The following is a 13,640-nucleotide window of genomic DNA, read 5'->3' as shown; positions in this document are numbered from 1 at the left end:
AGGTTCCGTGAATGCGCGCGTCTTGCGGATTAAAGGTGAAGGTCTGCTATCAGCCTGTCGGCCGTCGCCTCGTTGAGGGCCATCGGAATATCATAGACGATCGCCAGGCGCATCAAAGCCTTGACGTCGACATCGTGCGGCATCGGCGTCAGCGGATCGACGAAGAAGATGAGCGCATCCGCCTCGCCGGTCGCAATCAGCGCGCCGATCTGCTGATCGCCACCGAGAGGACCGCTCTTCAGCCTGATGACGTCAAGCTCCGGCACGGCCTCGAGGACGCGGCCACCGGTGGTGCCGGTGGCGACGATCCGCCAGTTCTTCAGCGCCTCCTTGTGACGGCGGGCAAACTCCGCCATGTCATCCTTCTTCTGGTCATGCGCAATCAATGCGAGGCATTTGCCGCCGGCCATGAAAAGAGACCTCCGCCCTAAAATTAAATCGATTTGGCGCTTCTATACGAAGAGTTTGCGATTTGAAAGACGACCCGATACCGGCTCATTGATCGGCAGGCTTGTCATCCGGCACCGGACCGAGAGCCGGCAGCGCTTCGCCCGACGTTGCCGCCGGTTCCGCAGCCGGCGCGACCGCCAGAGACTCCGCAGCCGACGCACCGCCGTATGTCGCCGCACGGACGGATGCCACCGAGGGCGCAGCGAGGATGGCCGCGCAGGCCTTCGGCAGATCGGACACCATCACTTCGCGCGGCTTCACCGGCTTGGTGCCTGGCTTCGGCGGCTTCGGCGCCGCCCACGGCTCCTTGGTGAACCACCAGGCGAGCGACTTGTCGCAGCCATCACCGGCAACGACTGGCGCCTGCGGCTTGCAGCCGGCGGCACCCGGAGGGCATTTGATGCGGATGTGGAAGTGCGAGTCGTGGCCATACTCCGGCCTCAGCTTGCCGAGATTGGTGCGGTCGCCCGTCCAGGTGTCGCACATCTTCTTCTTGATGGCCGGATTGACGAAGATGCGCTCGACCTGCGGATAGCTCGCGGCGCGCATCAGCAGGCGGGCGCGAGACTCGCTCCAGACGTTCGGATTGATCGTCAGGAAAGCGCCCTTCTGCAGCATCGTCGTGAACGGCAGCGTTTCTCGCTGCTCCGCTGTCAGATGACGCGATGGCATCGGCGTCAGCCATACGTCGGCATCGAGACCGATCTGGTGGGAGGCGTGGCCGTTGAACATCGGGCCGCCACGCGGCTGCGCGATGTCGCCGACCAGAAGGCCTGGCCAACCGTCGTATTTCGCGGCATCACGGGAGAGCTGCTCAAGGAGAGCGATCATCGCCGGATTGCCCCAGCGTCGATTGCGGGAAAGACGCATCGCCTGCCAGGTCGGTCCATCCGTCGGCAGGGCGACCGCGCCGGTCATGCAGCCCTTGGCATAGAAACCATAGGGTTCGGCCGGGCCTTGAGACGGCAACTCGACCGAACCGAAAATAGCCTTGGCGCTACCCGGGCTGGGCTGCTTCTGCTGTGCCGCGACATCACCGGCAATGAGACCCGCACCGATCGTCCCCGCCAAGGTCAATTGAACGAAAGAGCGAAATACCTGCGCTATACGAAGTGCCATGCCATTTCCCGAACATCTGCTGATTTCAAATCAAGTGATTTGCTTTGAATTTAACGTGAAATCGAATTTTGGTGAATCGATGTTTCACAAAATCCGTTCCGCTTCCATCAGGACAAAAACTCTTGGCTCACCTGTTTTTCGCCTGCTTTTCGCCTATTGTCGGCAAAAGCAGAAAACAATCGGGGTTGGCGAATGGCGCTTACGTGGTCGAAACTTGGTGTGGTCCTTTCTCTTTTCGGCACATTGGCGCTGCCGCTCGCCGCGACGGCGCAGGACCTGGATTTCAAGATCGGCAGCTCCGTCATCAGCGAGCTGAAATACAAGCCGGGCTTCAAGCATTTCGACTACGTGAACCCGGACGCGCCGAAGGGCGGCAATCTCCGGCTTTCGGCATCGGGCACCTACGACACGTTCAACCCGCTGCTTTCCAAGGGCGAGGCCGCCGTCGGCCTGACGCTGCCGTTCGAGACGCTGATGAAATCGGCGGACGACGAGTTGCTCGCCTCCTACGGCCTGCTGGCGGAAGGGCTCTCCTATCCCGACGACGTCTCAAGCGCGACCTTCCGGCTGCGGGCGGAGGCGAAGTGGGCGGATGGCAAGCCCGTCACGCCCGAGGACGTGATCTTCAGCTTCGACAAGGTGAAGGAGCTCAACCCGCTCGCTTCCAACTACTACAAGCACGTCGTGAAGGCCGAAAAATCGGGCGAGCGCGACGTGACCTTCACCTTCGACGAGAAGAACAACAAGGAACTGCCCAATATCCTGGGGCAGCTCGTGGTCGTGCCGAAGCACTGGTGGGAGGGCGCCGGGCCTGATGGCAAGCCGCGCGATATCGCGAAGACGACGCTGGAACCTGTCATGGGCTCTGGCCCCTACAAGATCGCCGCCTTCTCGGCGGGGTCCACGATCCGTTACGAACTACGCGACGACTACTGGGGCAAGGATCTCAACGTGAATGTCGGGCAGAACAATTTCGGCTCGATCACTTACACCTATTACGCCGACCGTGACGTGGAGTTCGAGGCCTTCCGCGCCGGCAACAGCGACTTCTGGCAGGAGACCCAGGCAGCGCGCTGGGCGACTGGATATGATTTCCCCGCCGTAAAGGAAGGGCGCGTGAAAAAGGAGGAGGTGCCGAATGGGCTGCGCGCCGCCGGCATCATGCAGGCGCTGGTGCTGAACACCCGCCGCGACATCTTCAAGGACGAGAAGGTGCGCGAGGCGCTGAATTACGGCTTCGATTTCGAGGAGCTGAACCGCACCGTCGCCTTCAACAGCTACAAGCGCATCGACAGCTATTTCTGGAATACCGAGCTCGCCTCCTCCGGCCTGCCTGAGGGGCGCGAACTGGAGATCCTCAACGGCCTCAAGGACAAGCTTTCGCCGTCGATCTTCACCACCGCCTATACAAACCCTGTCGGCGGCGACCCGCAGAAAAGCCGCGACAACCTGCGCACGGCGATCAAGCTGCTCAAGGAAGCGGGCTGGGAGATCAAGGGCAATCGCATGGTCAATACGCAGACCGGCAAGCCGATGAGCTTCGAGATCCTGCTTTCAAGCCCGATGCTGGAGCGCTGGGCGGTGCCCTACGCCAACAATCTCAAGAAGATCGGCATCGATGCGCGGGTGCGCACCGTGGATGCCTCGCAATATACCAACCGGGTGCGCGCCTTCGACTACGACGTGATCTGGCAGGTGCGGGCCGAAACGATGAACCCCGGCAACGAACAGGCCGACTACTGGGGTTCGGGTTCGGTGAACCAGCAGGGCTCGGGCAATTATTCCGGCATTTCCGACCCTGCGATCGACGCGCTGATCCGTATGGTGATCTTCGCGCCTAATCGAGACGAGCAGGTGGCGTCGATCAAGGCGCTCGACCGCGTGCTGCTCGCCGGACACTATGTCGTGCCGCTCTTCTACCGCGATACGCAATCGATCACTTACTGGAACACGATCACCCACCCGGCCGAATATCCGACCTATTCGACCGGTTTCCCTGATGTCTGGTGGTCGTCTTCCGCCAAGAAATGAGCGGACTTGCATTGGCCTGACGGCTGGGCTCCAAATGGACCAACCGAATCACTTCGGACCATGATCAGCGCCGGTATGAACCGGCAGAGGAAGGCTTGACGATTGAGCGGCGATAGACTGGACAGCCTACGACAGAACTCCCCGGAGGCCGCTCGCTGATGGGAGCCTATATTCTTCGCCGCCTGCTTCTGATGATCCCGACAATCGTCGGCATCATGGCCATTTCGTTCACCGTCATCCAGTTCGCACCGGGCGGTCCGGTCGAGCAGGTGATCGCGCAGCTGACAGGCGATGCGCAGGGAGCCGACTCGCGCCTTTCCGGCGGTGGCGGCGATCTTCTCGGCGGTGGTGGCCTCGACGAAGGCAGCTCGAAATACCGCGGCGCCCAGGGGCTTGATCCCGAATTGATCGCCAAGCTCGAAAAGCAGTTCGGCTTCGACAAGCCGCCGCTGACGCGCTTTGGCGAAATGATGTGGAACTACATCCGCTTCGACTTCGGCGAGAGCTTCTTCCGCAACACCACGGTTCTCGAACTGATCAAGGAAAAGCTTCCGGTCTCCGCCTCGCTCGGCATCTGGATCATGATCTTCTCCTACGGGATTTCGATCCCGCTCGGCATCCGCAAGGCGGTCAAGGACGGCTCGACCTTCGACGTCTGGACTTCAGGCATCATCATCATCGGCTATGCCGTTCCAAGCTTCCTGTTCGGCATCCTGCTGATCGTGCTCTTTGCCGGCGGATCCTTCTACGACTGGTTCCCGCTGCGCGGCCTCGTCTCCGACAATTTCGACCAGCTCGCCTGGTGGCAGAAGCCGCTCGACTATTTCTGGCACCTGACGCTGCCGCTGATCTCGCTGTCGCTCGCCGCCTTCGCGACGACGACGCTGCTGACGAAAAACTCCTTCATCGAGGAGATCAAGAAGCAGTATGTCGTGACGGCCCGGGCCAAGGGCCTGAACGAACGGCAGGTGCTCTACGGCCACGTCTTCCGCAACGCCATGCTGATCATCATCGCTGGCTTCCCCGGCGCCTTCATCTCGGCCTTCTTCACCGGATCGCTCCTGATCGAGAACATCTTCTCGCTCGATGGCCTCGGGCGGCTCGGCTATCTCTCTGTCGTCAACCGCGATTACCCGATCGTGTTTGCGACGCTCTACATCTTCTCGTTGCTCGGCCTGTTCGTCAGCCTGATCTCCGACCTGATCTACACATGGATCGATCCGCGCATCGACTTCGAGCGGAGGGACGTCTGATGGACACCGCCGCCAATCCGACCAGCGCAACGCCGGTCAAGCCGCCGCGCAAGGGGCTGCTGTCGCCGACCAATGTTCGCCGCTGGAAGAACTTCAAGGCTAACCGCCGCGGCTACTGGTCCTTGTGGCTGTTTCTCGTGCTGTTCGTGCTCAGCCTGTTTGCCGAGTTCATCGCCAACGACCGGCCGATCGTCGCGTCCTACAAGGGCGAAATCCTGTTTCCTGTGCTGGTCAATTATCCGGAAGAGAAGTTCGGCGGATTCCTTGCCGAGACGGACTATCGTTCCGACGTTATTTCCGACGAGATCAAGGCCAATGGCTGGATGATCTGGCCGCCGATCCATTACTCCTATCGTTCGGTCAACTCGAATATCCCGCATTCGGCGCCGACCGCGCCCTTCTGGCTGATGAGCAAGGAGGAACGCTGCTCCGGATATCCCCAGGGTGCGGCCGATCCGGGCTGCAACCTCGGCAACCTCAACTGGCTCGGCACGGACGATCAGGCGCGTGACGTTCTTGCCCGCGTCATTTACGGCTTCCGCATCTCCGTGCTCTTCGGCCTGGTGCTGACGATCTTCTCTGCCGTCATCGGCGTCACTGCCGGCGCGATCCAGGGCTATTTCGGCGGCTGGACGGACCTCTTGCTGCAGCGCTTCATCGAGATCTGGTCGTCGATGCCGGTGCTCTACATCCTGTTGATCATCGCGGCGATCCTGCCTCCCGGCTTCTTCGTGCTGCTCGGGATCATGCTGCTGTTCTCCTGGGTCGGCTTCGTCGGCGTCGTGCGTGCGGAATTCCTGCGGGCCCGAAATTTCGAGTATGTGCGGGCAGCGCGGGCGCTCGGCGTCGGCAACCGCACGATCATGTGGCGGCATCTGTTGCCGAACGCGATGGTCGCAACGCTGACCTTCCTGCCGTTCATCCTGTCGGGCTCGATCACCACGTTGACGTCACTCGACTTCCTCGGCTTCGGCATGCCGCCGGGCTCCCCTTCGCTCGGCGAGATGATCGCGCAGGGCAAGGCCAACCTGCAGGCGCCGTGGCTCGGACTGACGGCGTTCTTCACCATGTCGATCATGCTGTCGCTGTTGATCTTCATCGGCGAGGCGGTTCGCGATGCATTCGATCCCAGGAAGACGTTTCAATGAGTGACGCTGCCGAAACACTGCTGTCCGTCCGCGATCTCTCGGTGGCATTCCACCAGGGCGGCGAAACATCGCTGGCTGTCGATCGCGTCTCCTTCGATATCCGCAAGGGCGAGGTCGTGGCGCTGGTCGGCGAGTCCGGGTCGGGCAAGTCGGTCTCCGCCAACTCGATCCTGCGGCTGCTCCCCTACCCCTCCGCCAGCCATCCCTCCGGCGAAATCCTGTTCAAGGGCAAGGACCTCCTGAAGGCATCCGACAAGGCGTTGCGCGAAGTGCGCGGCAACGACATCACGATGATCTTCCAGGAGCCGATGACCTCGCTCAATCCGCTGCACAGCATCGAGAAGCAGATCGCCGAGATTCTCGAGTTGCATCAGGGCGTGACGGGACAGGCGGCGCGCAAGCGGATTCTCGAACTGCTCAACCAGGTCGGCATTCGCGAGCCGGAAAAGCGGCTGAAGGCCTATCCGCACGAGCTGTCAGGCGGCCAGCGCCAACGCGTGATGATCGCCATGGCGCTCGCCAACCGGCCGGAGCTTCTGATTGCCGACGAGCCGACGACGGCGCTCGACGTCACCGTGCAGGCACAGATCCTCGAACTGCTGCGGCAGCTGAAGGGGCAGCATGGCATGTCGATGCTGTTCATCACCCACGACCTCGGCATCGTGCGAAAGTTTGCCGATCGGGTCTGCGTGATGACCAAGGGCAAGATCGTCGAGACCGGCACGGTGGAAGAGGTCTTCCGCAATCCCAAACACGATTACACCCGGCATCTGCTCGCCTCCGAGCCGCGCGGCGAGCCGCCGCTTGCGGACGCCTCGAAACCCATCGTGATGCAGGGATCCGACATTCGCGTCTGGTTCCCGATCAAGGCCGGGCTCATGCGCAAGGTCGTCGATCATGTGAAGGCCGTCGACGGCATCGACCTGCAGCTGCGCGCTGGCCAGACGCTCGGCGTCGTCGGTGAATCCGGTTCCGGCAAGACGACGCTCGGCCTCGCGCTGACACGGCTGATCTCCTCGCAGGGCCGGATCAGTTTTGTCGGTAAGGATATAGCCAGCTATTCATTTACGGAGATGCGGCCGCTGCGCAACCAGTTGCAGGTCGTGTTCCAGGATCCCTACGGCTCGCTCAGCCCGCGCATGTCGGTCGGCGATATCATCGCCGAGGGGCTCAAAGTACATGAGCGGTCGCTCTCCTATGAAGAGCGCGACAGCCGCGTCTGCTGGGCGCTGGAAGAGGTCGGGCTCGATCCGCTGACCCGTTGGCGCTATCCGCACGAATTCTCAGGCGGGCAACGCCAGCGCATCGCCATTGCCCGCGCCATGGTGCTGAAACCGCGCTTCGTGATGCTGGACGAGCCAACCTCGGCGCTCGACATGAGCGTCCAGGCGCAAGTCGTCGATCTCCTGCGCGATCTGCAGAAGAAACACGATCTCGCCTACCTGTTCATCAGCCACGACCTGAAGGTGGTGAAGGCGCTGGCAAACGACGTCATCGTCATGCGCTTCGGCAAGGTGGTCGAGCAGGGACCGTCGGCCGATATCTTCGGTGCGCCGAAGGATGACTATACCAAGGCGCTAATGGCTGCCGCCTTCAACATCGAGGCGGTGCCGACGCCCGCCGTCCAACAGTAAAGACGATCATGTCCGCAAAACAGCCCATTCTCGTCGATTTGAAATTCGACCCCGATACCGTTGCCCGCATCCTGAAAACGGCCTTTCCCGATCGCGGCAGCATCAATCTCGCGGATCCCGCCAACAGGGATCGCGATCTGACCGGCATCGACTATGCGCTGCTCTGGAAACCGGACGCGGATCTTTTCAGCCGCGCCCCTAATCTCAAGGTCATCTTCTCCGGTGGCGCCGGCGTCGACAGCTTCATGAACCTGCCGGGCTTGCCCGATGTGCCGATCGTTCGCTTCTCCGACCGAAGCCTGACGACGCGGATGAGCGAATGGGTGGTGATGCAGTGCCTGATGCACCTGCGCCAGCAGCATCAGCACGACAAGGATCAGCGGGCGCGCATCTGGGGCAAGCTCGTTCCACCTGAGGCCGCAGAAATCACCGTCGGCATCATGGGCCTTGGCGTACTCGGGCAGGATGCGGCATACAAGCTGAAGGTCATGGGCTTCAACGTCATCGGCTGGTCGCGCAGCCGCAAGGAGATCGATGGCGTCGAGACCTTCGATTCCGGGCAGCTCGATGATTTCCTCTCCAGAACGGATTTTCTCGTCGGTCTGCTCCCGCTGACACCGGAGACGACAGGCTTCTACAATGCCGCGCTGTTTTCGAAGCTGCGGCAGGGCGGTGCGCTCGGCAAGCCTGTGTTTATCAATGCGGGCCGCGGCAAGAGCCAGGTGCAATCGGACATCGTCGCCGCGATCGAGGGCGGCGTGCTCGGCGGTGCGTCGATCGACGTCTTCGCGGTCGAGCCGCTTGCCTCCGACGATCCGCTCTGGGGGCTCGAAAACGTGTTCATCACGCCGCACGATGCGGCAGTCTCCGATGAGACAGCGCTCTTCCGCCACGTCGAGCGCCAGATCGCCCGCCACGAGGGTGGCGAGCCGCTGCAGTTCGTCGTCGACCGGCAGCGCGGTTACTGACGGCAGGAACCATGCTGTCTGCCGTTCGTTTTCCTCCAGGATGAGGTGCCGGGCTGATGATGGCTCGCGCGACGTCGGAAGGAGAAAAGCATGGCTCAGCAGACGGAAACGCGCTGGGAAGAAACGGACGGAAAGCTTCACGCCGAGGAGACGATTTCACCTGTGAACGCAAAGCAGGGCCGCGCGGGCACCCGCATCCTTGCGGTCCTGATAGCGGCTCTGGTGCTCGCATTCATCATTTGGATCCCTGTCGAGATTTGGGGCAAGAAGGAGGCGGCGGAGGTTGCTCCGCAGCAGCCCGGACAGCGGTTGCAGTCCGAGCAGCCAGCGACGCCACCATCGCCATCATTGCAGAACGGTAACGCTGTTCCGACCGAAACGCAGTCTCAGCCTACAGGCACGAATACCGCGCCGGCAACGCCGAAGACCACCGGGCAATAGAACGGGGCGGGTCGAGGCGGTCACCACAGAGCACCCTGCCGGACCACCGGCAGGGGTGCTCATCCGTTTGTGCTGGACTTTGCCGGCTGATTTTTCGATAAGAAGCGCACCAGCCGGTCTTCTCGCGTCGGCTCATGACGCGATTTTGCCCGGTCGGGGAATGGGCGGAGTTCATGGCCAAGACTGATATCGCACGGCGCGTTTATAACCACACCTGGAAGCTCGATCCGATTGTTCGCAGCCTGATCGACACGGATTTCTACAAGCTGCTCATGCTGCAGATGATCTGGAAGCTCTATCCGGATGCGAACGCGACCTTCACGGTCATCAACCGCACCAAGCGCGTCCGTCTCGCCGAAGAGATCGATGAGGGAGAACTGCGCGAGCAACTCGACCACGCGCGCTCGCTGCGCCTCTCGAAGAAAGAGATGATCTGGCTGGCCGGTAACAGCTTCTATGGGCGCGCGCAGATCTTCGAGCCCGAATTCCTCGCCTGGCTGTCGCATTTCCAGCTGCCGGAATACGAGCTGTCGAAGCGCGACGGCCAATATGTGCTCGACTTCCACGGCTCGTGGAAGGACACGACCATGTGGGAAATCCCGGCGCTCGCGATCATCAACGAGTTACGCTCGCGCACCGCCATGAAGGCGCTCGGGCCGTTTACGCTCGACGTGCTCTATGCCCGCGCCAAGGCGCGGATGTGGGAGAAGGTCGAGCGCCTGCGCGAACTGCCGGGCCTGCGCATCTCCGACTTCGGCACGCGCCGGCGTCACAGCTTCCTATGGCAGCGCTGGTGCGTCGAGGCACTGAAGGAAGGCATCGGTCCTGCTTTCACCGGTACCAGCAACGTCCTGCTCGCGATGGATTCCGATCTCGAAGCGGTGGGTACCAATGCCCACGAGCTACCGATGGTTGCCGCAGCCCTTGCCCAGACCGATGAGGAACTGCGCAATTCGCCCTACAAGGTGCTGCGCGACTGGAACAAGCTCTATGGCGGCAATCTGCTGATCGTCCTTCCCGACGCCTTCGGCACCGCCGCCTTCCTGCGCGACGCGCCCGAATGGGTCGCCGATTGGACCGGTTTCCGGCCGGATAGCGCACCGCCGATCGAGGGCGGCGAGAAGATTATCGAGTGGTGGAAGAAGATGGGGCGCGATCCGCGCCAGAAGCTTCTCATCTTCTCCGACGGGCTCGACGTCGATGCGATCATCGACACCTACAAGCATTTCGAAGGCAAGGTGCGGATGAGCTTCGGCTGGGGCACCAACCTCACCAACGACTTTGCCGGCTGCGCACCGACCGAGATCTCCGGGCTGAACCCGATCTCCATCGTCTGCAAGGTCAGCGATGCCAACGGACGGCCCGCGGTCAAACTGTCGGACAATCCGCAAAAGGCGACCGGCGATCCGGCAGAGGTCCAGCGCTACCTGAAGTTCTTCGGCACGGAAGACCGCGTTGATCAGGCAGTGCTCGTCTAGACCGGAGCCCCACCCAGCAACAGGTTTTCACATTGCCCCAATCTCGTCGGAGAGTGGTGGCAAAGCGTCGCGGTGCGCACGATTCACCGTCGGGCCGCTTATATCGTTCATGAGCCGTTAAGCGCAGCGATGCGATTATTCCTACCAACGGGTTGGGCCCTGGCTTAATCTCAACTGGAGACATGATGAAGAAGATACTGTTGTCCACGATTGCGGCTGCACTGGCTGCCAGCAGCCTCGTCGCAACGGCTGCGCCGGCCGCTGCACAAGAGTGGCGTCGTCCGCCCTACGGAGACTATCCTCCCCCGCCACCGCCGCCGCGCAGGCATCATCACAACGACACCGGCGCGGCAATCGCCGGCGGCCTCGCAGCAGGCGTCATCGGCGGCCTGATCGCCGGCTCGATCGCCAATGACCGCGGTCCGCGCTACATCGACCCGCCGCCCCCACCGCCTCCGCCGCGCTGCTGGTTCGAAGATCGCCAGGTACCGAACGCCTATGACGGCGGCTGGCACATGGAAAGCATGCGCGTCTGCCGTTAGGCTCAGGTTGAGCGTATCGAGATAGTTGGATTTGAACCCGCCGTGCGCGACAGCATGCGGCGGTTTTTTCAATGGGGGCCTGCGCAATCACGGCAATGGACGTCAATTGATGTCTGCACACCGGGCGCGGACGGAAAACGATCAGCATTATCCTGGTTTGGAAAATGGCGGACAAGGTGGCCGCCGTCACCTCCAGCTCATCGCATCTCAAACAAAACAATATAGTATTGATTTATTTGAATTTTTATCGAAATTCTGCGTAACCAGCATCTCATTCAATACCATTCCATTCCATCGAATTTCGCCTCTTGTGGCGGGCTGAATGGCGGGCTAGGAGAGATCCATCGAACCCCTTATGGACCGCAAAAAATGCTCAGCGATGCCAAAGCCCGGAAGGTAAAGCCGAACGACAAACCCGTGTCTGACGGCACCATAGTCGGTCTATATCTCGTTCCTAGTGGCACGGTTGGGAGTGGGAAATGGATTCTACGCTTTGTGTCACCGACGAGCGGAACGCGACGTGAGATGGGCCTAGGCAGTTATCCGACAACTTCGATCCGGGACGCCAGAGCCAAGGCATTTGAGGCTAGAGGTGCGATCGATGACGGAAGAGATCCGCTTGACGAGCGCAGGGAGCGGGAGCGGGAGACTGCGCGGCTGGCGGCAGTTCCGACTTTCGAAAAAGCGGCGCGACTTCATCACGCCGACAAGATCGAAGGTTTTCGTAACCGCAAGCATATCGATCAATGGATCAACACTCTGGACCAATATGTCTTCCCCAAAATCGGAAAGAAACTCGTCAACGTACTCGGTCCGGCCGACTTTGCGGCGTGCCTAAAACCAATCTGGCTCTCGAAGCCTGAGACTTCCTCACGCATCAAGCAGCGTTGCGATGCCGTGATGAACTGGGCGGCTGCCCACGGATACATTGTTGCGAGCCCCGTGAGAGTCGTCGACAAGCTTCTGCCAAAGCAGCCAGGCAAAAGAGAACGTGTCGCGCATCAGCCTGCCCTACCATGGCGGGACTTACCGACCTTCTTCTCCGGCGTCCTCCATGCGGGACCACCAAATGCGACCCGCCAAATGCTGGAGCTGCTGATCCTCACGGCTTGCCGTTCGGGAGAGCTGCGTCAGATGCAATGGGACGAGATCGACTTTTCCAGCGCGATCTGGACGGTGCCAGCAGCACGAATGAAAGCAAAGATCATTCACCGCGTACCGCTCTCACAGAAGGGCATCCAAATCCTAAGAAGCCGGCTTGAGAAATCGGAGACCGGCACAGGGTTGGTATTCCCGTCACGAAAATGCACACCAATCAGCGACATGACACTCACCAAGTTTCTGCGAGACAATGAGGTTTTCAGCGATACGCCTGGGCGCATCGCCACTGCTCATGGCTTCCGCTCAAGCTTTAGAGATTGGGCATCTGAGAACGGATATCCCCGTGATGTCGCGGAGCGCGCGCTCGCCCATACGGTCAAGAATGCAGTCGAGGCTGCCTACCATCGTACGGACCTTATTGATCAACGGCGCGCTATGATGTCGGCGTGGGAGGCTTTCTGTCTAGGAAAGTGACGACTACCAACAGGTCGCGGCGAGCGGCGCCATCTAACCAGCGTAAAACGCCGCGAGGCGGCAGATGGCTTGGCCCCTCGGCGCGAATACGTGCATATCCTGATCGCGCGAATGTGCCCAGATTCGAACCAAGCCCCCTGCGCCTTATTTTCTATACTAGGTCAACGCAAGCTAACGGACCAACGCGACTGCTTGTCAAACCTGTTGGGTTATGGAACTTTAAGGCGGGGGGGCGCGCCAGTCAGTCACCTGGCGGGACAGAGGAGCGGTGCGTGAACTGGCACTCCCACCCACCCCATCCTCATGTATCGGCGACGTTGTTGACACCGGCCCTAGGCCAAGCTCCGAGCGTAAGGGCAGTGAGGTCTTTAGAGGCACTGCCGCCGGCAAAAAGAATCTGACCTTGCCCCCAAGTTTTATCCAGTTTTAAGTTCGCTCCGGCGGTTTTTTTGAAGTGCTCCCCGATTTTGGGCCAGCGGGAGCTGGAATTTTCCGGGGTTAGGCTCAGTTCGGCGGGGGTGCCGATGAGCCGTTCATGAGCGAAATCGGCACCTTGTTGCCGATCGCGCTGTGTGGCCGGAACTCGTTATAGTCTCTACGCCAATCCTCCATCTTTGCCCTTGCGTCGTCAAGGCTCATGAACCAGTGAGCGTTCAGGCACTCGGCGCGGAATTTGCCATTGAAACTCTCGATGTAGCTGTTGTCGGTCGGCTTGCCTGGTCGCGAGAAATCGAGGACGACGCCCTTGTGGTAGGCCCACAGATCAAGGTCTCGGGAGATGAACTCGCTGCCATTGTCCACACGAATGGTGGCAGGGTAACCGACCTGACGGCATACCCGTTCGAGCGTTTGGACCACGTCTTCCCGCCGTCAGCTAGTGGAGATGACGGCGACATTGCTTACAGGAGTTTGCACCACGTTTCGACGAAGTGAAAACCATTGCGGTGACACGCTCGAAACAGGCGATCTAAAAATTGGTGCAGCTCAGAAATTGACGGCCA

At 60.8% G+C, this 13,640-nt stretch carries 12 protein-coding genes and 1 pseudogene; 10 read left to right on the top strand and 3 right to left on the bottom strand.

The window, feature by feature from the left end; translation table 11 throughout:
- Positions 1–29: 29 nt before the first annotated feature.
- Both FZ934_RS17420 and mepA read right to left on the bottom strand, forming a co-directional pair.
- Positions 30–410 (bottom strand): methylglyoxal synthase, encoded by a 381-nt coding sequence (locus tag FZ934_RS17420; protein ID WP_153272094.1) that lies wholly within the window; start codon positions 408–410, stop codon positions 30–32.
- A gap of 85 nt (positions 411–495) precedes the next feature.
- On the bottom strand, positions 496–1,569 hold the full coding sequence (mepA, locus tag FZ934_RS17415; protein ID WP_153272093.1) for a penicillin-insensitive murein endopeptidase: 1,074 nt from the start codon (positions 1,567–1,569) through the stop codon (positions 496–498).
- A gap of 192 nt (positions 1,570–1,761) precedes the next feature.
- Here mepA and FZ934_RS17410 point away from each other — a divergent pair, with 192 nt between their 5' ends.
- The 10 genes from FZ934_RS17410 to FZ934_RS17365 all read left to right on the top strand — a co-directional run bounded on the left by FZ934_RS17410 (position 1,762) and on the right by FZ934_RS17365 (position 12,639).
- Positions 1,762–3,600 (top strand): extracellular solute-binding protein, encoded by a 1,839-nt coding sequence (locus FZ934_RS17410; protein ID WP_153272092.1) that lies wholly within the window; start codon positions 1,762–1,764, stop codon positions 3,598–3,600.
- A gap of 158 nt (positions 3,601–3,758) precedes the next feature.
- A complete protein-coding gene (locus tag FZ934_RS17405; protein WP_153272091.1) occupies positions 3,759–4,853 on the top strand; it encodes a microcin C ABC transporter permease YejB in 1,095 nt (364 codons plus the stop codon).
- A complete protein-coding gene (locus FZ934_RS17400; RefSeq protein WP_153272090.1) occupies positions 4,853–6,001 on the top strand; it encodes an ABC transporter permease in 1,149 nt (382 codons plus the stop codon). Before FZ934_RS17405 ends, FZ934_RS17400 begins: the two co-directional genes overlap by 1 nt.
- Positions 5,998–7,635, top strand: coding sequence for an ABC transporter ATP-binding protein (locus FZ934_RS17395; protein WP_153272089.1), 1,638 nt, complete (start codon positions 5,998–6,000; stop codon positions 7,633–7,635). The genes FZ934_RS17400 and FZ934_RS17395 overlap by 4 nt, the downstream gene beginning before the upstream one ends.
- A gap of 8 nt (positions 7,636–7,643) precedes the next feature.
- The gene (locus tag FZ934_RS17390; RefSeq protein WP_153272088.1) at positions 7,644–8,603 is read left to right on the top strand and encodes a 2-hydroxyacid dehydrogenase; all 960 of its coding nucleotides are present in this window, start codon (positions 7,644–7,646) and stop codon (positions 8,601–8,603) included.
- 90 nt (positions 8,604–8,693) lie between these two features.
- Positions 8,694–9,044 carry a hypothetical protein gene (locus tag FZ934_RS17385; protein ID WP_153272087.1) on the top strand — a complete coding sequence of 117 codons (351 nt, stop codon included), beginning with the start codon at positions 8,694–8,696 and terminating at the stop codon, positions 9,042–9,044.
- 173 nt (positions 9,045–9,217) lie between these two features.
- Positions 9,218–10,522, top strand: coding sequence for a nicotinate phosphoribosyltransferase (gene pncB / locus FZ934_RS17380; protein WP_113360904.1), 1,305 nt, complete (start codon positions 9,218–9,220; stop codon positions 10,520–10,522).
- 185 nt (positions 10,523–10,707) lie between these two features.
- Complete coding sequence (locus tag FZ934_RS17375) at positions 10,708–11,064, top strand: hypothetical protein (protein ID WP_153272484.1); 357 nt, start codon at positions 10,708–10,710, stop codon at positions 11,062–11,064.
- 25 nt (positions 11,065–11,089) lie between these two features.
- Entirely contained in the window at positions 11,090–11,386 is a 297-nt protein-coding gene (locus FZ934_RS17370; protein ID WP_153272086.1) for a hypothetical protein, read from the top strand.
- Positions 11,387–11,433: 47 nt separating this feature from the next.
- On the top strand, positions 11,434–12,639 hold the full coding sequence (locus tag FZ934_RS17365) for a tyrosine-type recombinase/integrase (protein ID WP_153272085.1): 1,206 nt from the start codon (positions 11,434–11,436) through the stop codon (positions 12,637–12,639).
- 504 nt (positions 12,640–13,143) lie between these two features.
- Here the strand turns inward: FZ934_RS17365 and FZ934_RS17360 are convergent.
- Positions 13,144–13,509: pseudogene (locus FZ934_RS17360) on the bottom strand (integrase core domain-containing protein); the annotation flags it as partial.
- Positions 13,510–13,640 lie beyond the last annotated feature (131 nt).

Origin of the sequence: Rhizobium grahamii (assembly GCF_009498215.1) — a bacterium.
GTDB lineage: Bacteria > Pseudomonadota > Alphaproteobacteria > Rhizobiales > Rhizobiaceae > Rhizobium > Rhizobium grahamii_A.
This window is presented reverse-complemented; position numbering and strand designations above follow the sequence as displayed.